24 protein-coding genes are annotated in these 22,161 nt (G+C 49.9%); 9 read left to right on the forward strand and 15 right to left on the reverse strand.

Features of this window, described 5'->3' with window-relative positions:
• Positions 1-30: 30 nt before the first annotated feature.
• On the reverse strand, positions 31-255 hold the full coding sequence (locus AC1S5B_RS07720; RefSeq protein ID WP_482035094.1) for an acetyltransferase: 225 nt from the start codon (positions 253-255) through the stop codon (positions 31-33).
• 123 nt (positions 256-378) lie between these two features.
• Positions 379-1,821, reverse strand: coding sequence for an MFS transporter (locus AC1S5B_RS07725; RefSeq protein WP_482035095.1), 1,443 nt, complete (start codon positions 1,819-1,821; stop codon positions 379-381).
• A 258-nt stretch (positions 1,822-2,079) separates the two neighbouring features.
• Between AC1S5B_RS07725 and ilvB the strand changes: the two genes are divergently transcribed.
• Positions 2,080-3,915 carry a biosynthetic-type acetolactate synthase large subunit gene (ilvB, locus tag AC1S5B_RS07730; RefSeq protein WP_482035096.1) on the forward strand — a complete coding sequence of 612 codons (1,836 nt, stop codon included), beginning with the start codon at positions 2,080-2,082 and terminating at the stop codon, positions 3,913-3,915.
• Positions 3,916-4,046: 131 nt separating this feature from the next.
• On the opposite strand, the gene AC1S5B_RS07735 is transcribed toward ilvB, so the two are convergent.
• From AC1S5B_RS07735 to AC1S5B_RS07755, 5 genes are read right to left on the reverse strand one after another with little or no spacing between them, the layout of a single operon-like run.
• Positions 4,047-5,297 (reverse strand): tetratricopeptide repeat protein, encoded by a 1,251-nt coding sequence (locus tag AC1S5B_RS07735; RefSeq protein WP_482036606.1) that lies wholly within the window; start codon positions 5,295-5,297, stop codon positions 4,047-4,049.
• Between the two features lie 3 nt (positions 5,298-5,300).
• Positions 5,301-6,863: a tetratricopeptide repeat protein gene (locus AC1S5B_RS07740; protein WP_482035097.1), complete on the reverse strand. Its 1,563-nt coding sequence runs from the start codon at positions 6,861-6,863 to the stop codon at positions 5,301-5,303.
• 15 nt (positions 6,864-6,878) lie between these two features.
• Positions 6,879-7,289, reverse strand: a complete 411-nt coding sequence (locus tag AC1S5B_RS07745; protein WP_482035098.1) for an HNH endonuclease — start codon at positions 7,287-7,289, stop codon at positions 6,879-6,881.
• Between the two features lie 5 nt (positions 7,290-7,294).
• A complete protein-coding gene (locus AC1S5B_RS07750) occupies positions 7,295-7,648 on the reverse strand; it encodes a hypothetical protein (RefSeq protein WP_482035099.1) in 354 nt (117 codons plus the stop codon).
• Between the two features lie 34 nt (positions 7,649-7,682).
• On the reverse strand, positions 7,683-8,093 hold the full coding sequence (locus AC1S5B_RS07755) for a hypothetical protein (RefSeq protein WP_482035100.1): 411 nt from the start codon (positions 8,091-8,093) through the stop codon (positions 7,683-7,685).
• Positions 8,094-8,469: 376 nt separating this feature from the next.
• On the opposite strand from AC1S5B_RS07755, the gene AC1S5B_RS07760 reads away from it, so the two are divergent.
• The 4 genes from AC1S5B_RS07760 (at position 8,470) to AC1S5B_RS07775 (ending at position 10,648) form a co-directional block, all read left to right on the forward strand.
• A complete protein-coding gene (locus AC1S5B_RS07760) occupies positions 8,470-8,751 on the forward strand; it encodes a hypothetical protein (RefSeq protein WP_482035101.1) in 282 nt (93 codons plus the stop codon).
• Positions 8,752-9,087: 336 nt separating this feature from the next.
• The gene (locus AC1S5B_RS07765) at positions 9,088-9,222 is read left to right on the forward strand and encodes a hypothetical protein (protein WP_482035102.1); all 135 of its coding nucleotides are present in this window, start codon (positions 9,088-9,090) and stop codon (positions 9,220-9,222) included.
• Positions 9,219-9,530, forward strand: coding sequence for a molybdopterin-dependent oxidoreductase (locus AC1S5B_RS07770; RefSeq protein WP_482035103.1), 312 nt, complete (start codon positions 9,219-9,221; stop codon positions 9,528-9,530). Before AC1S5B_RS07765 ends, AC1S5B_RS07770 begins: the two co-directional genes overlap by 4 nt.
• Positions 9,531-9,547: 17 nt before the next feature.
• Positions 9,548-10,648, forward strand: a complete 1,101-nt coding sequence (locus AC1S5B_RS07775) for a zinc-dependent alcohol dehydrogenase (RefSeq protein ID WP_482035104.1) — start codon at positions 9,548-9,550, stop codon at positions 10,646-10,648.
• Between the two features lie 102 nt (positions 10,649-10,750).
• Here the strand turns inward: AC1S5B_RS07775 and AC1S5B_RS07780 are convergent, their stop codons facing one another.
• The 4 genes from AC1S5B_RS07780 to AC1S5B_RS07795 form a co-directional block, all read right to left on the reverse strand.
• Positions 10,751-11,050: a DUF928 domain-containing protein gene (locus tag AC1S5B_RS07780; protein ID WP_482035105.1), complete on the reverse strand. Its 300-nt coding sequence runs from the start codon at positions 11,048-11,050 to the stop codon at positions 10,751-10,753.
• Between the two features lie 94 nt (positions 11,051-11,144).
• The gene (gene rlmN, locus AC1S5B_RS07785) at positions 11,145-12,269 is read right to left on the reverse strand and encodes a dual-specificity RNA methyltransferase RlmN (RefSeq protein WP_482035106.1); all 1,125 of its coding nucleotides are present in this window, start codon (positions 12,267-12,269) and stop codon (positions 11,145-11,147) included.
• 14 nt (positions 12,270-12,283) lie between these two features.
• The gene (locus AC1S5B_RS07790) at positions 12,284-13,276 is read right to left on the reverse strand and encodes a ligase-associated DNA damage response exonuclease (protein ID WP_482035107.1); all 993 of its coding nucleotides are present in this window, start codon (positions 13,274-13,276) and stop codon (positions 12,284-12,286) included.
• 18 nt (positions 13,277-13,294) lie between these two features.
• A complete protein-coding gene (locus tag AC1S5B_RS07795; protein WP_482035108.1) occupies positions 13,295-14,161 on the reverse strand; it encodes a phosphatidate cytidylyltransferase in 867 nt (288 codons plus the stop codon).
• A 568-nt stretch (positions 14,162-14,729) separates the two neighbouring features.
• Here AC1S5B_RS07795 and AC1S5B_RS07800 point away from each other — a divergent pair.
• The 4 genes from AC1S5B_RS07800 to AC1S5B_RS07815 all read left to right on the forward strand — a co-directional run bounded on the left by AC1S5B_RS07800 (position 14,730) and on the right by AC1S5B_RS07815 (position 18,807).
• Positions 14,730-14,969, forward strand: a complete 240-nt coding sequence (locus tag AC1S5B_RS07800; protein WP_482035109.1) for an antitoxin family protein — start codon at positions 14,730-14,732, stop codon at positions 14,967-14,969.
• Positions 14,966-15,220: a type II toxin-antitoxin system VapC family toxin gene (locus AC1S5B_RS07805; RefSeq protein WP_482035110.1), complete on the forward strand. Its 255-nt coding sequence runs from the start codon at positions 14,966-14,968 to the stop codon at positions 15,218-15,220. The genes AC1S5B_RS07800 and AC1S5B_RS07805 overlap by 4 nt, the downstream gene beginning before the upstream one ends.
• A gap of 611 nt (positions 15,221-15,831) precedes the next feature.
• Complete coding sequence (gene acnB / locus AC1S5B_RS07810) at positions 15,832-18,420, forward strand: bifunctional aconitate hydratase 2/2-methylisocitrate dehydratase (protein WP_482035111.1); 2,589 nt, start codon at positions 15,832-15,834, stop codon at positions 18,418-18,420.
• A gap of 6 nt (positions 18,421-18,426) precedes the next feature.
• A complete protein-coding gene (locus AC1S5B_RS07815) occupies positions 18,427-18,807 on the forward strand; it encodes a hypothetical protein (RefSeq protein ID WP_482035112.1) in 381 nt (126 codons plus the stop codon).
• 6 nt (positions 18,808-18,813) lie between these two features.
• On the opposite strand, the gene AC1S5B_RS07820 is transcribed toward AC1S5B_RS07815, so the two are convergent.
• The 4 genes from AC1S5B_RS07820 to AC1S5B_RS07835 form a co-directional block, all read right to left on the reverse strand.
• Positions 18,814-19,932 (reverse strand): ABC transporter permease, encoded by a 1,119-nt coding sequence (locus tag AC1S5B_RS07820; RefSeq protein WP_482035113.1) that lies wholly within the window; start codon positions 19,930-19,932, stop codon positions 18,814-18,816.
• A gap of 17 nt (positions 19,933-19,949) precedes the next feature.
• Entirely contained in the window at positions 19,950-21,038 is a 1,089-nt protein-coding gene (locus tag AC1S5B_RS07825; protein WP_482035114.1) for an ABC transporter permease, read from the reverse strand.
• A 140-nt stretch (positions 21,039-21,178) separates the two neighbouring features.
• Positions 21,179-21,601 (reverse strand): Imm1 family immunity protein, encoded by a 423-nt coding sequence (locus tag AC1S5B_RS07830; RefSeq protein WP_482035115.1) that lies wholly within the window; start codon positions 21,599-21,601, stop codon positions 21,179-21,181.
• Positions 21,602-21,608: 7 nt separating this feature from the next.
• Positions 21,609-22,013 carry a deaminase gene (locus AC1S5B_RS07835; RefSeq protein WP_482036607.1) on the reverse strand — a complete coding sequence of 135 codons (405 nt, stop codon included), beginning with the start codon at positions 22,011-22,013 and terminating at the stop codon, positions 21,609-21,611.
• Positions 22,014-22,161: the final 148 nt, after the last annotated feature.

Genomic DNA, 22,161 nt, shown 5'->3' on the forward strand with positions numbered 1-22,161 from the left:
CTTACTAACCAAGCCCCAATATTGACCGTTTCATAAAGAGCTTTGATAATCTGGGTCTGTCCAGCATTGGGGCAGACTTTCATTCGATGGAAACATCAAGCTATTTTTGTCAAATTCTTCTGGATCTTGCTCTTCTTCTCCATTTTGGATTCTCCCCGAAATAGTTGGCTGCATCGGATTAATTACAGCTTCATCATCCAAAACTTTGATCAGGGTGCCATCTTTTTTATTCTTTAAGAACATTTTTTTAGCCAATAGTAGTAAATTTAATAATTAATTCAGTGGTGAATAAATCATCACTGAGCAATTCACCACTGAGCATAGACGATTTGAGCGATTTATTTTTCTATCTTAAGTAGCAGTTATTCGACCCATCCCTCACTTTTGTTCTGTTTGAGGAAGCCCTACCCCGCTCAAGCCTTCTATTCTCAATAGATAGGTTGCTCCGGCTGCCAGCAAGCAGACTAGCATGAGGATGAATAGCAAGGTTGTCTCGCTTCCACTGTCTCTAATGAACGGCAGTGTAAAGGTGCCTAGAATGGCTCCAGATTTGGCGATCGCGCCTGCAAACCCCGCTCCACTAGCGCGAATAGAGGGAGGGAAGACTTCACCCGATAATAGAAAGGTTGTGGAATTGGGACCCATGTTCATCATTAGGTTGTAGATGAAAAATCCTAGGAAGATCATGGCTACATTCCATTCGGGCGGCAAAGAGAGTAGAGGTGCGATCGCTAAAATGGTTAACCCGATCGCCATTCCCAAAAAGCCGAGAATTTGTAGCTGAATGCGACCCAGGCGATCTATCAGCAGCACGGCTAGCAAGAACCCTGCAACTAAAAATAAATCCACGATCGCAGACCCTTGAGCAGCGGCGAATTCTTTCGCTAAAAGGGTGTCTTCGGTTGAATATGCCAAGGCTGCCAAAATGACGGGGGTGAAGATGCCAATGCCATAGGTGGCGATGTCTTGCAAAAACCATGGAACGGATGCCAGTAGGGTATTACGGCGATAAATAGATGAAAACAAATCACTAAAAGCAAGATTGGGGTTTTGATCGGGGGGATCGGTTTCTGGTGTGAGGGCGATCGCCTCTTCTAGCAAAATCGATGCGGCTTTGGATGCGGCATCATACTCACCTCGCGCCAAATGATAACTAGGACTTTCGAGCAAAAAACTAAACCGCAGAATGCCAACCGCGATCGCCAACACCAAACCGACTCCCAACATCCAGCGCCATGCATATTGAACGGCAGGCTGAACTGGAGCGGGATACACCGCTTGAAACCCGTAGATCACGACTAGTCCTGTTAATGCGCCCAATAGCGCCCCCACCGCCTGAAAGGTAAATGCACCAATCACCATGCGACCGCGCAATCGAGTCGGCACATTTTCAGTAATGTAGGCGACGCTAATGGGATAATCGGCACCGATCGCCATGCCCACCAAAAAACGGAAGATCACCAGAGATGTGACATTCCAGGCGATCACGGTTCCCAGAGTTGCCACCAAAAACAGGATCACATCCACAATCAGCATCCGCTGCCGTCCGACGCGATCGGTGATCGATCCTAAAATGAGTGATCCCACCAATGATCCCGCCAAAGCTGCCACAGCGATCGCGCCAATTTCGGCGGTTCCCAAGCCAAAATCTTGCTGCAAAAAGGGCAAGGCAACGCCAATGATAAAAAAATCGAAGCCATCTAGGAGAATTAAACCGGCGGATAATGCCCACAGCCACTTCATCGGACGGGTCAGATCGGAGGTATTCAGCCGTTGCTCAAAAGATGGGTTAGGCGCGATCGGGTCAAAATTTGGAACCATGAAACGTTTCTAAACAAGGTACAGACTTATAAAAGAACCAATTTTCGTTACAATCCTTTTCAAATGTCAGCGAAAGCTGATGTAAAATCAAGGTCTATGTGATTAAGATGCTTGTCAAATAGACGTTGCGGAGGCTTATCCATTTGATTTCGACTGAGATTTTCTCGACAGGGAATCAAAATCCGCTCTAGACTGAGTTTTAAGCATTAATGCAGCATTCGATACAAAAATCATCTGAAGACTGACGAGGACTCTCCTGTGCAACTTCAACGTGTCGCGGTTCAACGGGTAACAGGCGCTTACGCCTTAATGGATAGCTTAAAGCGCCATGGTGTAACTGACCTTTTTGGCTATCCTGGTGGTGCTATTCTGCCAATTTATGATGAACTCTATCGCTTTGAAGCCCGTGGAGAACTCCGGCACATTCTAGCGCGACACGAGCAGGGTGCTGCTCATGCTGCGGATGGATATGCCCGTGCCACAGGCAGAGTGGGCGTATGTTTCGCGACGTCCGGTCCGGGTGCCACGAATTTGGTCACTGGCATTGCCACGGCTCACATGGATTCGATTCCCATGGTGTTCATTACGGGGCAGGTTCCTCGCCACGCGATCGGCACGGATGCCTTTCAAGAAACCGACATCTACGGCATCACGCTGCCGATTGTGAAACACTCTTACGTGGTGCGCGATCCACGAGAAATGGCGCAGACGATCGCTGAAGCGTTTTATGTGGCTAGCACCGGTCGCCCAGGTCCCGTGTTGGTAGACATTCCCAAGGATGTGGGTGCCGAAGAATTTGACTATGTGCCAGTGGAGGCGGGTTCCGTTAAAATGCCGGGGTATCGCCCAACGGTGAAGGGGCACCCCAATCAGATTGCCAATGCGCTACGCCTGATTCGTCAGTCCAAGCAGCCTTTGCTGTATGTGGGTGGAGGCGCGATCGCTGCCAATGCCTATGCGGAAATACAGCAGTTAGCCGAATTGTTTAACTTGCCTGTAACAACCACGTTGATGGGCTTGGGTGCCTTTGATGAACATCACCCTCTGTCGGTGGGCATGTTGGGGATGCATGGCACCGCTTATGCCAACTTTGCTGTGATGGAATGTGATTTGCTGATTGCGGTGGGTGCCCGGTTTGATGACCGAGTAACGGGCAAGCTGGATGAATTTGCCGCGCGCGCCAAGGTGATTCACATTGACATTGACCCGGCAGAAGTGGGCAAAAATCGCGCGCCGGATGTGCCGATTGTGGGAGATGTCCGCAATGTCGTGATGGATATGCTGCGTCGGAGCAAAGAAGACGGCGATCAGTGCGAGAGCGATCGCAATCGAGCCTGGTTGAACCGCATTGATCGCTGGCGTGAAGATTATCCCCTGGTGGTGCCCCACTATGCCGACAGCCTCTCGCCTCAAGAAGTGATTGTGGAAGTGGCAACCCAGGCACCCCACGCCTACTACACCACCGATGTGGGGCAGCATCAAATGTGGGCGGCCCAGTTTCTTAAAAACGGTCCACGTCGCTGGATTTCTAGCGCCGGATTGGGCACCATGGGCTTTGGAATGCCTGCGGCGATGGGCGCTAAGGTGGCATTGCCTGATGAAGAAGTCATCTGTATCAGCGGCGATGCCAGCTTTCAGATGAACCTACAAGAACTGGGAACTCTGGCGCAGTATGGCATTGCCGCCAAAACGATCATCATTAACAACGGCTGGCAGGGCATGGTGCGCCAGTGGCAAGAGGCATTCTACGATGAGCGCTATTCTCAATCCAATATGCAGCCGAGTATGCCTGATTTTGTCAAACTGGCAGAAGCTTTTGGCATCAAGGGCATGATTGTGCGATCGCGAGATGAGTTGAAAGGCGCGATCGCGGAACTGTTGGCACACAAAGGTCCCGTGCTGATGGATGTGCGGGTGAAGCGAGATGAAAACTGCTATCCCATGGTGCCATCGGGGAAAAACAATGCCCAGATGGTCGGTTTGCCAGATCACAAACATCTCGAAAAAACTCCACAATTGGTTCATTGCGGCAGTTGCGGTACAAAGATCCTTTCCACGAACCGCTTCTGCCCCGAATGCGGCACTAAAGCATAAGAAAATAGATTGAGCGATTAAACAGGGGTGGGCACTGCTCACCCTTTTTGCTGAGCTTTAACCAGATTTCGCAAAAGGCAATGATTGAGGGCGATCGCCCCCATAGTCCATCAGTCAAGTTCTGACAGTGCTTACCGTTTTAGCCACCAGATGAGGAGCGCGATCGCCAACCCCACCCCAAACCACAGCCACCCGTTCTGCGTTTGGCGAGAAGAACTTGAAGCAGAGGGTTTTCTTTGGGTAGGCAAGCTCTTGGCATACCAATCATCATCGTTGTGTTTCTCTATGCCAATGTTAGGTGCCATGCGTAGCTGAGTCGTAGGAACCTGGTTAATTTGGGCAATAGCTTTCTTGCATTCTTCAACCACGTGATCGAGCTTTAACTCCTCATAAATGGCTAACGATTGCTGATAGCTCTGCAACGCCTCATAGCCCCGATTGAGTCGAGCTAGCGCACTGCCCATGTTAAATAGTGAGGACCCTTCACCCCAGCGGTTGCCAATCTCACAGGCGATTTCATAGTATTTCTGGTAAAAGTTGATTGCCTGCTGGTATTCCTCTAAAGAAGCGTGAGTATTTCCCAGACCGTTTAACGAATTGGCTTCGCTAAGTTGATCGCCGATTTCACGGGCAATCTTCAAGGATTGCTGCTGAAAGTCGATTGCCCGCTGGTGTTGCCTTAACGATTGATACGCATTCCCCAGACCGCTTAGTGACTTTGCTTCGCCACTCCGATCGCCAATTTCACGAGCAATCTCCAAGGATTGCTGGTAAAAATCGACTGCTTGTTGATGTTGCCCTGACGATTGGTACGCATTCCCCAGACCAATTAAAGAGTTTGCCTCGCTACTTCGATCGCCGATCTCGTGGGAAATTTTCAAGGATTGCTGTTGGAAGTTGATCGCCCGCTGGTACTGACCCAGAGCATCGTAGGTATTCCCCAGACCAGCTAATGATTTTGCCTCGCCATCCCGATCGCCGATCTCTCGCTTGATCTCTAAGGATTGCTGGTAAAAGTTGATCGCCCGCTGGTATTGCCCTAACGATTGGTACGCATTCCCTAAATTGCCTAATGACTTTGCTTCACCGCTACGATCACCTATCTCGTGGGCAATCTCCAAGGACTGCTGTTGGAAGTCAATCGCCTGCTGGTATTGCCCCATAGAGTCATAGGTAGCCCCTAGGTTACCTAACCACGTTGCTTCGCTACTCAGATCGCCGATCTCACGATTAATCTCCAAGGACTGCTGGTAGAAGTTGATCGCTTGCTGATATTGCCCTAAAGAATAGTAGACATTCCCTAAATTGCCTAACGAGGCTGCTTCGCCAACCCGATTTCCGATCTCGCGCTCGATCTCTAAAGACTGCTGGAGAAAGTCGATCGCCTACTGATATTGCCCTAACGACTGGTGTGCACTCCCCAAATTGCCTAATGACTTTGCTTCACCACTCTGATCGCTGATCTCATGCTTGATCTCCAAGGACTGCTGGTAAAAGTTGATCGCCCGCTGGTATTGCCCTAACGATTGGTGCGCATTCCCTAAATCGTTACAAACAGCCGCATAGGTTTGTCTCTGGTCTGGGATAGGTTGCCAATCGGTATGCAATTGGCTGTAAAGGTTAACCAGGAGTTGGTAATAGCCGCGCCGCCATAAAAATGCGCTGCAAGCCCATCCAGTTACAGATGCTTGTGGATATTGCCCCAATTTGCACTGATGATAAAAAGTTTCTTCGTAGTGGCTGACGGCATCCTGTGTATCATCTCTGGCAAATTCAGTCTGACGATGGTGCCAGAAATAATCGATCGCTCGTTCATGGGCTGTGGTCAGATCATGCGGCTGTTTTTGGACAAACTCGCGGATGCGGGGCTGAAGTTGAAACAATCTGGGGGCATCTTGACTGAGCTTGGGGAGTTCTTGCAGGAGCGATCGCCGCTCTAAATCATGCAAATCCGCATCACTGATGGGTGGCTCTAGCACCAAAGCCGTTGCCAGTTCTGCATCAAACGCCCCTCGCAAAACGCTTACCTGGGTTAGGAGATCCTGTTGTGCGGATGTCAGGCGGTCAAAGCTCCACTGCAAAACCCTGTCCACACTGATGTTTGCCTCCCCCCGATGTTTTCCTTCCAGTTGAAACAGATCGGTGTGCTGGCTCAGGTGGCAAACCAATCGTTCTTCGGGTTGGCGATATTCATCCCGCAGCCAACCGGCAATCAGCGATAGGGCGAGTGGGTTCCCCTGGACTTGCTCGGATACCGTGGCTCGGTTTGCGATCGTGTCTGCCACCTCTAAGCTTTCCAGCAGTGCGGCTCCTTCACTGGGCGTTAAGCCCTTATCTACCGTCAGCCAGCGAGAGTATCGCCAACCATGATACTTCTGAGGATATTCTCGTCCTGCCAGCAGCAGCACACTCTCGCTACCCAAGCTCTGAAAACCATCCAGAAAGGCTTCATAGCCCCCTTGCAACACTCCCTCTGCCGTCAGCACCGATTCCAGGTTATCGATCGCCAACAAATAGCGCCCCTGTTGCAACTGCCGTAATAGTCGGGGAATCAGATCCTTTTCTTCCAGCGATCGCATCTGTTCCGGCAATGCCCCAAACTCTTGCAGCGATCGTTCTGCCAACGCAGAGATCGACGTGCCCGTTCGCACATCAGCCCAAAACTTACCTGCAAATCCCAGGCTCTCAGCAAACACCTTTGCCATCAACGTCGATTTGCCGATGCCACCTTCGCCCCGAATGCCAATCATCGAGACATCTGGATCACCTAACCAAGTATTGAGTTTTGAGCGTTCATCGTCCCGTCCTTGAAACACCCGTAGATCAGGCACCGGGTCGCTGTAAATCAGCGCTACCTTTTGAGCTTCATTGATGGTGACGTTATTGGTCTGACCGTAGACCGTTCCCAGATTCGCCACCGCAATTTTATTCGCCAACGGTTCTGTCATGGTTCTATTTCTGTTCTACGGATATTGTTCGATCGCGATGAGTCGTTCACGCTCTTGCAGGCGATCGGGATGATTGAACTGAAAAATAAACGCTGTGACCCTGCCTTCTGCGGTTAGCGGCGCGATCGTGGCACCGTTCAGAGCAAAGTGTTCTTGCCAATTTTGGATTCTGGGGTTGAAGAAAGGTGTCAATTTATTGGTTTCTGGATCAATAGAGCCAAGATCCGTTCCTTTGGCGCGGTTGCAGTAGGGACAGGCTAAGGCAAGATTTTCTAGAGCGGTCATCCCTCCGTGCTTTTCAGAAATAATATGCTCCATTTCAAACGCGAGTAGAGTCACCCGTTGCGGAAAGCGACAATATTCACAGCGATCGCCCGCTCGTTCAATCACCTGTCGGCGCAGAGAAGCTGGCACATAGGTACTCATGGCTGCTACTGAAGTTGCGCTAGAGCGTGGGTTTTGGCTAGACGAACCAAATGTTCCAGGGTGAGATATCGCTCTAGCTCAGCTTCTTCCTTGACGGAAAGTATTCCGCTTTTACTTTGGGCTAATAGATCACTGACTCGTACCTGAAACTCCGGGGTAGGACGAATTGCTAGAATTTGCTCTGGGGTGGGCTGACTAGCGAGTAGGCTGATAATGTCTTGCTCATCCAGAAAATTGGAGTGCCGTTGCTGAGATTGAAACTCCTGCAAACCCAGTTCTAGCACTTGGGGCAGTTGGGTTTGAAACTGCTGAAGGCGTTGGGCAAGGTCATCAGGGATGTCGATCGTGATTTGTACCATATTGTTCTGTGAGGAGCGCGGTGTTATCTGGATGTTAAAACGAAAGGTTGTTGGTTTGATTCACAATCGTTCCCTGATTTACCACCCCGATCTTTTCTGCCAGTTTTGTTAAATTAACGATCGCACCGGGCTGCACTTGCACGGCGGTCTGAATCTCCTGCGCCACCATCCGAATCTCCGCATCTTCTTGAGCAACTGCCTCAACTTTGGCAACAAGAGCCGATGTGCTGTAGATTTCTGGTTGTTGTTCTGCTAGTTCTGGCTGCTGGGCTACAGTAGCAATGGCATCAGCCGTCTTGGGATCTTTACGCCGTAAAGCACCGAGGAACTTGGGGATCAAGCCTACAACCGCTTCACCAATTTTCTCGCCCGTCTTTTCAAAGGCTTTTGTTGCGATCATTGTGGCGATCGCTGCTGCCGTCAGGGTTGCTATAGGTTCTACCATCCGCCGCTCCAGAGTTTAATTACTTCAGCTACCTAATTATGGCAGCATTACGATGAGGCTGATTTGGAGCGAGATCGCCTCCAATAGCTACGGACGAAGTCCACTAATAGGGCTTCATGATCGCTCTACTAGGTTCTGTTGACATTTGAATTAATAGCAGCAGAACCTCCTCATGATATCAATGCTTGTGGCTTGGGATGATCGCAAGAAGATTGCTTCTTCTTTCAAATGGGAGAGGACAATTCACTAAAAATCGTTTAATTTAGTATTGTACGGCACAGAAAAAGATTCGGACACGCCCTGCGTCTTTGAGGATGCAATCGTGTGGTGACAGGTTTAGACGTGCCTCCTACGCTAGCAAATCTAGGAGGTTTTTATGAATTCTTTAAGCCACGGTTTAACCAACGATCTACAATGGCAGGCTTATCAGCAGTTAGAGCTAATTCCCGACTCTATCGTGAATCCCTCTACCACCAATCCTAAGTTTGTGTTTGGGCTGAATTCAGCCTGGAGAACCCTAATTTCCCTCCTGATTGATGAGTTAGTCGCAGAACAACGAGTTGAGTATCTGGAGCGATGCTGGCAATCAAGTCAATTTGAAGACACAGATAAACCTACGAGCGCCTGCTTACAGAAACTTTGGGTTCTGATGAATTAGATTTCTTTGATAAGTTGCTCGACACCGCAGATTTTAAAAGGCAACTCCTACAATCTATTCAGAATGTTTATTCAGTTTATCAGTTGACTTCGTTTGTCTAGTTAATTAATAATCTGCAACTGCGATCGCGATCGTCAACACAGCCCAAATAAATCAGCAAGTAAACTACAGTCCTCGAACAACAAGACTCGACGTTAAACTTAATCGGAAAGGAAAAGCCAGCGAGCAGGTCATTGTAATTGATCATCGAGTGCTTATCTATGAGAATCAGGGGTTATCTGTGACGGCTCAACTTAGTCGATAATAAGGTCTAGTTGATGGGTGTGCAGTGAGGAGATGCAACCGTTTATCACTGGCATCAAGGAAAAAGATTATGTTCGGGTGGCAAAACTGCAAACGGTTTCCGGCGCTCAGCGTTACGCACTTCCTCAATCGGTGAAACCAGGAAACTTCTCCAATGGGGCAGGGTGAGCTTACGCGAATTGATTCACCGCGCTCAGCCCAAATCCACGGCGCGCTATGCCTACTTTGAATCGGCAGATGGCTACTACGAAAGTTGGGATCTTGCGTCTACGCTGCATCCTCAGACGATCTTGGCATATCAAAAAAATGGTCAGCCGCTACCCATTGAAAACGGCGCACCGCTGCGACTGGCAGCCCCGATTAAGCTGGGTTATAAGCAATCTAAGTGGGTCACCCGGGTGACCCACATGAGCCAGTTACCACCGAAACTGGGCTACTGGGAAGATTTTGGCTATGAGTGGTTTGCAGGACTGTAGACCTGTAAGATTATCGGGTGGTTGATTGGAGCGATCGCCCTGTGCTGGCTGCATTACTGTATGGTAAAGAAGATTTGAGACTGGAGCAGGTTGTAGACCCCACCCCTGCTGCTGGAGAAGTTGTGATTCGGGTCAAAACAGCGACTACCTGTGGCACTGATTTGAAAGTCTGGCGTAGGGGTGGTCATGCCAAGATGCTGAAACCGCCGACCCCGTTTGGGCATGAGGCAGCGGGAGAAATTGTAGCGTTGGGTGCAGGCGTAGAAGGCTGGAAAATCGGAACTCGCGTGGCTGCCAATAACTCCGCTCCTTGTATGACCTGCTTTTTCTGTCAAAAGCGCGAATATTCCCTTTGCCAAAATCTACTCTTTAATAACGGCACCTTTGCGGAATATCTCAAAATTCCCGCGCCGATCGTGCAGCACAACCTGCTGCCCATTCCAGATGATTTGCCCTATGACTTGGCATCCATGACTGAGCCACTCGCCTGTGTGTTGCATGGAGCCGCCCGATCGCGGGTGAAACCCGGCGATCGCGTCGTAATTTTGGGGGATGGCGCGATCGGTCTGATGTTCGTCGCGGCGCTGGCATCCGGTAAAGGCGACTGGATTTTCCCCTCGCCCCTTGCCTCTTTCCCCTCGCCCTTCACCGAAGTTTTCCTATTTGGCGGCAGCGACTCCCGCTTGCAAGTTGGGGAAAAGCTGGGTGCAGCCAAAACCTTCAACTACAAACAGGTCGAAGATGTGCCGGCATTGGTCAAAGACCTGACCGATGGCTGGGGAGCCGATGTGGTGATTGAGGCAACGGGGGTGCCTGCGGTGTGGGAAAGGGCGATTGCCTGTGCCCGTCCGGGTGCCACCGTTAACCTATTTGGCGGTTGCCCCCGCGATACGACGATCACGGTGAATACAGACCAACTTCACTACAGCGAACTCACTCTCAAAGGTGTTTTTCACAACACACCTGAATATGTTCGCGCTGCCCTCAATCTCTTAGCCAGCCGTGCTGTCCCCTTTGAACTATTGCTCAGCGGTGAACAGCCCCTCAGTCACTTGGGGCAAGTGTTTGAAGATATGCGCGATCGCAAGGTGATTAAAGTCGCGATCGTGCCGGAATAAACACCACTCAACGCCTGTTTTCGGTCAGGCTTTATTTTTATTCGGGCAGAGTGATGATCTGCACTATTGGCTCGGTTGCTAAATCACTCATTCCCACTAGATTTAAAATCGCTGCCAGTCTTGTTCTGCGGTTGAGTTCTTGCTTAACCGACGAGTCGCCGTCATACTCAAAGCGTCATACCAAACTTCAGGAGACGCAAGCTGCACCTTGGCTGCCAATGCTTGAGTTGGGCTGAGTTTTAAAGTATTACCCTCTACCGTTTCATGGGCGGCTGCACCCGACTTTCGATTGGAATTCAGCCGGAGATACCAGTAATAAAGTTGATCAGTTTCTAGCTTAATTGAGGCTGGCAATCGCAGCCCGATAATGCCAGGGTGATGTTCTAGACATATTGTTCTCATGCCGTAGAAAGTCTACATATCAAGTTCCTATAAAATATCACCCACACATTTGGAGCAAAATCAACGACAGCGTATGCCAGCGAAGGGATAATTTTTAAGAGGCTGAGGCGCGGAGTTGTCCACAGGCGGCATCGGCTTCGAGTCCACGGGAATAGCGGACGCTGACGGCTATGTGACGTTTTTTCAGTTCCTCGACAAACGCCTGCACTCGCTGCGGGGTGGGCCGTTTGTAATCCACTTCTTGAATGGGATTGTAGGGAATCAAATTCACATGACTTTGGAATCCGCGTAAATGCGAGGCTAATTCTTGGGCATGTTCTGGGCGATCGTTCAGGTCTGCCAGCAAGATATATTCAAAACTAATCCGCCGACCCGTCAGCCGCACATAGTCCCGACATTCTGCCAGCAAGTCTTTGAGGGCATAGTGATGGGCGCTAGGAATTAGGGTTTCCCGTTGTCTTTGGTTAGAGGCGTGCAGGCTGACGGCTAAGGTGACTTGCAGTTGATGTTCAGCAAATCGCCGGACGTGACCGGGAATGCCCACGGTGGAAACGGTCATCAGCCGTTGCCCAATGCCGACATCTTGATTGAGGCTATGAATCGCGGCGACCACATTATCTGTGTTGAGCATCGGTTCGCCCATGCCCATAAACACAATATTGCTAACCCGCTGCCCAAAATCTTCTTGAACGGTCAACACTTGATCGACAATTTCGTGGGTTGCCAGGTTGCGAATAAAGCCCCCTTTTCCCGTGGCGCAAAAGTCGCATCCCATGGGGCAGCCCACTTGAGAGGAGACGCAAACGGTGAGGCGATCGAGATCTGGACTGTCCCCGTCTGTCTGCTTGCCTTTCCAGTCGAAGGTAGGAATGCCAACGGCTTCAATAATCTGTCCATCGCTGAGGCGTAGCAAAAATTTGACGGTGCCATCGGGCGCAACGGAACGGAAGTGAATCTGCGATCGCCCAATTTCCACCGCTTGCATATCCGCCCGCCATTGTTTCGGGAAAACGGTGATATCGGCTAGCGATCGCGCCCCTTTTTCATAAATCCATTGGTGGAGTTGCTTGCCTCGGTAGCTCGGCTGCCCCTGTGCTTGCACCCAAGCAGTCAGGTCGGCTAACGATTGACCGAGTAGAGGCGCAGACACTTGAGTGGATGGAGAAAGCGTGGAAGGTGAAGACATGGAAGATGGCGATCGCATAGCGGCAATCTCCATCTTAAGGCGTTTGCTTAAATATCTGCCTCGCCTTCAAACAGGGTTTTTAACGGGAGGGCATTCAAGTGATGGACTTCTGACAGGTAGCGAGACAAGACATCACTTTGACCGTGGGTGACGTAGACGGTTTTTGCGCCCGTTTGCAGCACCGTATTCACCAACCCATTCCAGTCTGCGTGATCAGACAAGACAAAGCCGCGTTCATAGCCCCGACGACGACGGGCACCCCGCACCGCCATCCAGCCAGAGGCAAATGCGGTTTGAGGCTGCTGAAAACGCTTCATCCAGGTAGAGCGATAACCAGAGGGCGGCGCTAGAACAAGATCGCCCTTAAATTTGTAGTCACGCGGCATTTCTGATACCGGAATCGTGGGCACCATTTCCACGCCCACCTGTCGATAGATTTCAGTTAGCACATGAACGGCTCCATGCACATAGACGGGCTGATCGGTGAATTTTCGCAGTTCTGCCAAAACTCGCTGAGCTTTGCCAAAGGAGTAGCAAAACAAGAGGGTCGGGCGATCTCGATCGCCCTTCCACCACTCATAGACTTGACGACAGGTTTCTTCCCCCGTATTCCAGCGATAAATCGGTAATCCAAAGGTGGCTTCGGTGATGAAGGTATCGCAGGGAACCACTACAAACCCCGCACAGGTCGGATCAGCGCAGCGTTTGTAGTCGCCCGATATGACCCAGACTTCATCGCCACACTCTACCCGAATTTGAGCCGAGCCGAGAACATGTCCGGCAGCATGGAACGAAACCCAGACGTTGCCGAGCTTGACGCGATCGCCATACTCCACCCCTTGCAGATGGGTTTGCCCCCCTAACCGCTTCTTCAAAATGCCCTCGGAAATTTTGGTAGCAAAATATTGACCGGAACCCGAACGAGCATGATCAGAATGGGCATGGGTAATCAGCGCCGTGTCTACCGGTTTCCAGGGATCAATGAAAAAATCGCCCTGTTCGCAGTAGAGTCCTTCGGGTAAAACAGTAATCAGGGACATAGGAGAAACGGTCGGGAATCAGGGGAGCAGGGGCAGGAGGAGGGTGACGAAGTAGAAGACGAGGGGCGCGGTGAAAACATAACTATCGGCGCGATCGAGAATGCCGCCGTGTCCTGGAATCAGTTGTCCTGAGTCTTTAACTCCAGCATCTCGTTTCATCATGGATTCGGTTAGGTCGCCCAATAAGCTAGCGATGCCGATTAACAAGCCAAGGGCGGCTCCGGTGATGGGCCAGCCTGACCAGCCCAGATACCAGGAACCCACGATCGCAACTGCCACACTGCCAGCCACGCCAAAGACTGCGCCCTCCACCGTTTTTTTGGGGCTAATGTCGGATAAACGAGTGCGTCCAAAGGCTTTGCCAAAAATGTAAGCGCCAATGTCGGCTGCCCAGATGCAGATGAAGGCAAGTAAGGTGCAGGTTAACCCTTGAGGCAGGGCATGTAGGTTTGTCCAATCGTTGATCCAAAAGCCATCGAGGGGCAGATTGCTTGCCTCAATTTGTCCAAGCGATCGCAATCGTACCCAATAGCTGGGCAAATAGCCGCCATAAAACAAGCCCATGATCGAAGCGGAAATATCGGCGATCGTGGCAAACTTGGGCTGAAATAGCAGATAGAAACAAATAAAGGTGCCTGCTACTGGAAATACAGCATCGGCGTAGGCTGACGAAAGATTAGAAATAACCAGCAGCGCTTGACTGACTACCAGCGTTGTTTTCGCCGCCGGAGCAAACCCTTTCGCGCGAGCAAGCTGAAAATATTCAAGCTGCCCCAAGTAGATGATGATGCCAAACCCCAGGGTGAAGTACCAACCTCCCAGCAAAACCATTCCAAGCGCAATCACAATTGCGATCGCTCCACTCACAATACGAGACCAGGGCATAGAAATTGTTGGAGGTGAAGAAGACCCAGACACAGGTTTTAGCAAAGATTAAGTAAAAGTTAAAAAAGCCTTTGCAACACTTTAACCGATTTAGTTTTACGCGGCATACTCCTTCACTATATGTGAAGCGAGAGGTCTAGACTTCTCGCTTCATAGTCCAGCTAATACACTTGAACACGATGAAACTTGAGCAGGAATGCTGAGACTATATTAAGCAAACACGATCGCCCTAACTAACACTGGTTCTCGACAAATCCATGGTTGGTTCAACATCACCTCAAACTTCGGAACTTCACTGAGCCGCGAGATCGCCTCTTTTCTTCTATATTTCCAACCTTGGATTTGAATCCAGCACAGGTGCTACAAGCGGGCGCAAGTGAATAACTAATGCCATCGCAGTTGGAGGGTTCGTTCAATTTGTATCGCGAGAAGTGCGATCGCCCAATTTCAACGATGAAAATGAGATCGTGCCTCGATACTTCCACTGGCGTTAAGCAATTGATGACTGTGGAAAATGCTAACTACTAGCTATTCTTGTATCCTAAGAGCATGACGACTAGGGGCGGTAATGACAATCACTGTTCAGGCGGTTTATGAGCATGGCATCCTTCGATTAGCACAGCCTATTTCGCTAGCAGAAGGAACACAGGTTGAAGTCGTTGTGATGACTCACGAATCTAAGCCTGAAAACGCGACACCTGCAAAAATTCTCAGTGCGATCGCGGCTTTACCGCTAGAAGGAAACGGTAATGAGTTTTCTGGAGCTGATCACGATAGCATTCTTTATCCTCAGCAGAACGCAGAATGATTTTTGTAGATACCAGTGCGTGGTTTGCTGCTGTCGTTCCTTCAGACGCTGACCATCATGCAGCATCGTTGTGGGTTTCTCGAAATACACAAATTCTTTTGACAACAGACTATGTGATTGATGAAACACTGACCCTTGTGAGAACTCGCCGGGAAGCGCAAAGGGCAATTTCTTTAGGAGAAGCGTTCTTTTCTAACGGGCTTGCAACCATTTACTATTTGACTGAAGAAGATGTGGCGTTGCTGATTTAAGAGATGAATTTCGTAGGGACGTTTTGCGAAGCGCCCCTACAGTAAGGGGCAACATTTTCAAATCATCCCCAGATTCAGCAACACCGAAGATGTCTGGCAAACATGGCAAACGTTTCACCAGTTTGCCGATAAAAACTGGAGTTTCACAGACTGCGTCAGTTAAAGTTGTGATCGAAAAACTTAAACTCGCCCAAGCATTCTCGTTTGATCGCCATTTTCGTCAATTTGGTTCTGTTGGTGTTGGGCCATAAGTGAAATTGTTGGAAAGATAAAGCGATCGTTTTAACGATCTCTGATCGGTTTGATTATCGAAAGCGAGATCGCTACAAGGGCGATCGCCAGTTGGCTCACTTACTACTGAAACCGTCAATCTGCGACATTTAAGGTATTCCTTCCGCAATAGGAATCGATAGATAAGAACGGTTATCACAATCGCATAGGTTTTTCAATTGGAACAGCACAAACTTTTCTTAGAATGGGGATATGCTCTATTCGTATCAATGCCCACTGCACGGGCGATCGCCCAGCGGTACGCTTAACAATTGATGCAGTCTTGTGCGAATGTCGTTTTCATACATCCCTATTCGCGGTCACTCTCTCAGAGAATTTTTATGCTTGAATCCTATCGTAATCATGTCGCTGATCGCGCTGCTCTGGGTATTCCACCCTTGCCATTGAGCGCTCAACAAATGTCTGAACTGGGTGAATTATTGAAAAATCCGCCCGTGGGTGAAGAAGCCTTTTTAGTGGAACTGCTGCGCGATCGCGTGCCGCCCGGTGTGGATCAAGCGGCTTATGTGAAAGCTGGTTTTTTGACCGCGATCGCCAAAGGTGAGATCACCAGTCCGTTGGTTTCCCCCAAAGCCGCCGTGGAGCTCTTGGGCACCATGATGGGGGGCTACAACGTCCACGCCCTGATTGATTTACTCAAGTCACCGGATACAGAGCTTGCAGCGACCGCCGTTGCCGCCCTCAGCAAAACCATGCTCGTCTACGATGCCTTCTATGACATCCAAGAACTGGCTAGCAGCAACGCTAATGCTAAGCAAGTGATGAACTCTTGGGCAAATGCTGACTGGTTCACCAGTCGCCCCAAACTGCCTGAAGCAATCACTGTCACCGTCTTTAAGGTTCCCGGAGAAACCAACACCGACGATCTTTCCCCCGCGCCCCACGCCACCAGCCGCCCCGATATTCCCCTCCACGCTTTGGTGATGCTGGAAACACGGCAGCCCGGTTCCCTGGAAACCATTGCAGAACTGAAGAAAAAAGGACATCCCGTTGCCTATGTGGGCGATGTGGTCGGTACGGGTTCTTCTCGCAAATCTGCGATCAACTCTGTGCTGTGGTACATCGGCAACGACATTCCCTGCGTCCCCAACAAGCGTACCGGCGGCTATATTCTTGGCAGCAAGATCGCGCCCATTTTCTTCAACACAGCCGAAGATTCCGGTGCCCTGCCGATCGAGTGCGATGTCACCCAATTAGAAACAGGCGACGTGATCACGATCTATCCCTACGAAGGCAAAATCACTAGCGAGTCCGGCGAGGTTCTCTCCACGTTCACCCTCAAGCCCGACACGATTTTGGATGAAGTGCGCGCTGGCGGACGGATTCCCTTGTTGATTGGGCGCACCCTGACGGATAAAACCCGTGCTGTATTAGGCTTGTCGCCCAGTCCGGTGTTTGCCCGTCCCACCGTGCCTACCGATACGGGTAAAGGCTTTACCTTGGCGCAAAAAATGGTCGGTAAAGCCTGTGGTCTTTTGGGTGTGCGTCCCGGCACCTATTGTGAACCGCTAATGACCACTGTGGGTTCTCAAGACACGACTGGGCCGATGACCCGTGACGAGCTAAAAGAACTGGCGTGTCTGGGTTTTGGCGCGGATTTGGTGATGCAAAGCTTCTGTCACACGGCTGCCTATCCCAAGCCTGTAGACATCAAAACTCATCATGATTTGCCCGACTTTATGCATGAGCGCGGCGGCGTTGCCCTGCGACCGGGCGATGGCATCATTCACTCTTGGTTGAACCGGATGTTGCTGCCGGATACGGTGGGCACAGGCGGCGACTCTCATACCCGCTTTCCCTTGGGAATTTCCTTCCCAGCGGGTTCTGGATTGGTAGCGTTTGCGGCGGCGTTGGGGGTAATGCCGCTGGATATGCCGGAATCGGTGCTGGTCAGGTTTAAGGGCACTCTGCAACCAGGTGTGACATTGCGGGATGTGGTGAACGCGATTCCCTATGCGGCGATGCAACGAGGATTGCTAACGAACTCGAAGGAGAACAAGCAGAATGTGTTCTCTGGGCGAATTATGGAAATGGAAGGGCTGCCCGATCTGAAGTTGGAGCAGGCGTTTGAACTGACGGATGCGACGGCAGAGCGATCGTGTGCAGGGTCTACCATCAAGCTGAGTGTGGAAACGGTGGCAGAGTATTTGCGATCGAACGTGGCGCTACTCAAAAACATGGTGGCGCGAGGATACGGCGATGCTAGAACCATTCTGCGGCGGGTTGCTCAGATGGAACAATGGCTGGCGAATCCCAGCTTGATGGAGGCTGATCCCGATACAGAATATGCCGAAATCATTGAGGTGGATCTGGATCAAATCAAGGAGCCGATCGTCGCGGCTCCCAATGACCCGGACAACATCAAACTGATGACCGAGTGCGCGGGTGATCCGATCCATGAAGTATTCATTGGGTCTTGCATGACCAATATTGGACACTATCGCGCCGCTGCCAAGGTGCTGGAAGGAGCAGGAACCGTGAAGGTGCGCCTGTGGATTTGCCCCCCGACTCGCATGGATGAGCAGCAATTGCGAGAGGAAGGCTATTACGGTATTTTCGCGGCTTCCGGGGCGCGGACTGAAATGCCGGGATGTTCGCTTTGTATGGGCAATCAGGCACGAGTTGCTGACAATACGACGGTGTTTTCCACGTCAACGCGCAACTTTAACAACCGCATGGGTAAGGGCGCTCAGGTGTATCTCGGTTCCGCAGAACTGGCGGCGGTGTGTGCGCTGCTAGGCAAGATTCCCACGGTGGAAGAGTACCTGGAGATTGTGACGAAGAAGATCGATCCATTCGCGGCGGATCTGTATCGCTATCTCAACTTTAATGAAATCTCTGGCTTTGAGGATGAGGGGCGCGTACTCGGAAAGGAAGAGGAGGCAAAGCTGATGGCGGCGGCGGGCTAGCAGACTGTGGGGAACTATTCGTGGGGGGCGATCGCAAGCTTACTATTAACAAGCTACGATAAATTGGTTCATAGCGACCCGTTTATTCAGTTCATGAGAGCCAGGATTCAACAGCAAATTTTGTTTATTCACCACGAGGACTTGCCGCAGTTTAAGAAGGGTGGTTCCGTGGTGAGAAACAGCTATTTTTGGGCGCTGAAGGCGATCGCGGCTCACACGAAACGAAACGGCGATTGGGAGTATGATCCAGAGGTATGGCTGGCACTGCAACGGTTGTTGTTGTCCTTTGCCGAATCGGGCTACTTGGGGCTGCGCGAAACCCAGCTAGAGTTTGCGATCGATCAGGAGATTCCAGCCGTTTTGAAACTGGTGGCAACCTGGGAATAAGTGTCCCTAGCTCAATTGGCTGCGGAAGCGATTAGTGCTAATGGCAAGCAGGGCGATCGCAAAAATAGCCAGCGCTAAAGCATGGAGCCACAGATCCCCCAGACCTACCCCTTTGAGCAAGATGCCGCGAACGATCGCGATGTAGTGGCTTAAAGGGTTAACCACGGAAAGGTATTGAAAGAACTTAGGCATCGTTTCAATCGGGGCGATCGCGCCGGACAGTTGCACCATCGGCAGATTGATGAAAAATGTCGTCAGCACCACCTGCTGCTGCGACTGACAAACTGTTGCCAGCATAATTCCGATGCCAATGCCAACAAACACATACAGCCCTGACAGCGCCATAAACAGAAAAAAATCGCCTCGAAACGGCACCCCAAAAATCACGCGTCCAATGGATAGCGCCAACAGCACATCCCCCATCAACAGCACAAACAGCGGCACCACTTTTGCTAGCAAAATCTCCCACGATTTCGCCGGAGTCATCAGCAGTTGTTCCAGCGTCCCGGTATCTTTTTCGCGCACCACCGTAATCGAAGAAACAATCGTGCCAATCAGCGTGATCACCAATCCCATGACTCCCGGCACAAAGAACCAACTGCTCGTCAATCCTTGATTGTAGAGAAAAATCACCTGGGTATTGATGGGCGGATTTATTGCAGTCTGCAACTGCTGTAAGCCATACTGCCGCACAATTTGACTGATATAGCCGCTGGCAATTCCCGCTGTATTGGCATCCACCCCATCAATAAACACTTGCACCTGCGCTGGTTTCTCGCTTGCCAAATAGCGACTAAATTCAGGCGGAATCACGATGCCAGCATTCAGTTTTCCGGCTTCTACTTGCTTTGCCAAATCGGTTTCATTAAAGGAAATCGTTTTAACATCAAATATTTGATTTTCTGTAAGGGCTGAAACTAACTCTCGACTGTCCGCCGTTTGAGCATAATCCACTACGCCCAACTTGAGATGATGCACATCTGGATTCAGCGCAAACCCATAAATTAAAAGCTGAAGCGTTGGCGGAATAATCAGTAAAATAATCAACTGTTTATTGCGAAGAATTTGGCTAATTTCTTTTCGCACTAATGCCCAAAATCGACTGCCAAAAAATTGATGAAGCATTGCTATTATCCTCCAAGCTACATTCGACTCAGCGCTTTTCGTGCCACATTAAACAGCAGTAGTCCAATCGCCCCAATCATGACTAAACTGAACCATACGCCTGACCACCCCACTCCACGCACATAAGCATCGCGGGTAATTTCAATAAAATATCGAGCGGGAATGACATTAGAAACCAGCGATAGGGGAAAGGGAATATTGCTGAGTGGATAGATGAAACCCGACAGCAAGAGAGCCGTTAAAAAACCGACTAAAGCAACACCTTGAACGGCAGAATTTTGATTGTCGGTGCGCGCGCCTAACATGGTGCCAAACATGACGCTGGTGCCGACGTAGAGCGGGGTGCCCACTAACAATGGGGTGGGATCTCCAGCAAAGTGGAGTTGAAAAATAATTGCTCCTAATCCCATGATTAAAGTCGCCATGGCTAACCCGACTGTTAGATATGCCAGGGATTTCCCCAAGACTAATTCCTCAGCACTCAAATCCGAGGCGTAGACTTGTAAAATGGTGCCTTTTTCCTTTTCGCGCACCATGGCGATCGCGGCGAGTAAGGATGGAAAAATCCATAGCACCACTGCATAGACTCCAGGCACAATGTAGAGTGATTCTTTGCGCCCTGGGTTAAACCAAAGTCGTGTTACAGGTGTGACTGAAGCAGTGCTAGGCACTAAATTTTCTGATTGCAAAAACGATTGTGTGGTGGCTTTGATGCTGTTTTTAACGACACGCGCATTGTTTGCGTCGGTGCCGTCTACCAGCACTTGCACGTCACTAATTTTGTTAGCTTGAATGCGGCGGCTAAAGTCAGGTGGAATGATCACCACTGCCCTAGCGAGGCTGCGATCGAGTGCTTTTTCAGCATCGCCCTGCCAATTGACCGGAATGAACTGATTGGTTGCAAATAGACTTTCTGTATAGCGCTGACTCAAGTTGCTGCGATCAAAGTCTTGCACCACCAATGGAATATCTTTTGCTTCCAGCCGAATGGCAAACCCAAAAATCAGCAGGGTCATCAACGGCAACACAAATGCCAGCGCTAAAGTTAAGCGATCGCGCCGAAACTGCGCCAGTTCTTTAATACATTGAGAAACAATTCGCTTCATTGAAGTAGGAAAGTTCGGAGCTTTGAAGTTTAAGATGATTGGTAACGCTTATCGTTAAGTTCAACGGCGGCAGGCAACTTTTACATCAACGCCCGGATCTTGATACCGTCCGCTGCAATAGGGTTGTTCGCTTATGCCGCTTACTTCGCTATGCTGGGTTCAGCAACTAAATCTTGTGCCCAAACAACTGATTTCTCAATCTTCCCAAACTCTGCAAATCCTCTAGCTGCTTTGAGAGTAGTGCTTAAGTCAACACACGATCGTGCAGGATACATCCCTTCTTGCCCCCCAACTATAAGGGGTTCGCCGTTATCTGACTTTGATGGATCAACTAGATAATGAAAATTTTCATTGTCAAATGTGACGTAAACAAAATATCTATTGTTGCCGCCTCCAACAGCCATGTGCGTTTCATTCTCAGCTTCTAAAGTGACCAATGTTTTACGATGACCATCCAGTCCTCTAATAGCTGCTTCTATTTCTTCCCAATTCTTTGCTTCTTTCAACAATCCATTGTTGTGATTGCTTTCCCAATTTTCAATCGAAAATTTTGATATAAACATAAAAACCTTACTTCAGAGAAATAATTTGACGACCGCTGGGACTGATAATCTCTATTTCTTCTAGGTCAAGCTGTCTAGCCATTCCTTTCACACCTCCATTTTGACCACAAGCTCGACACAGATCTCGATCAACAATTAAACGCGCTCGACCTCCCTTGCATCCTAAATCAAAAGCTTGTTGAAAAGCATCTGCCTCAGCATGAGTACGGCTAATTGGGTTCACTGTAAGTGTAATCTTTCTATGGGTGGGATTGTTACTAGAGTTGACTCCAAAAAACGACTCGTCCCCAATTTCTAACTTGGCAACCGTAGCACGATCACTCTCGCTACCAGCCGAAGGAAGCTCAAGCATTTGCCTGTATTCTGCTAATTCCCGGAAAATATCTTTCAACCCGCTGTTTCCTCTACCCACTGTTACCGCCAAGGCTACCAGATTAGAGGATTGCAACCAGCTTGCATAGCAGAGCGATCGCGTATGGAACGCTCACAAGAAATTAGATTTTCGACAAGCACAAATACTCGACAAGCAAATCTAATCTTTTACCTTGAAGGTGTGATCG

The sequence above is a fragment of the Leptolyngbya sp. CALU 1928 genome, assembly GCF_056784215.1.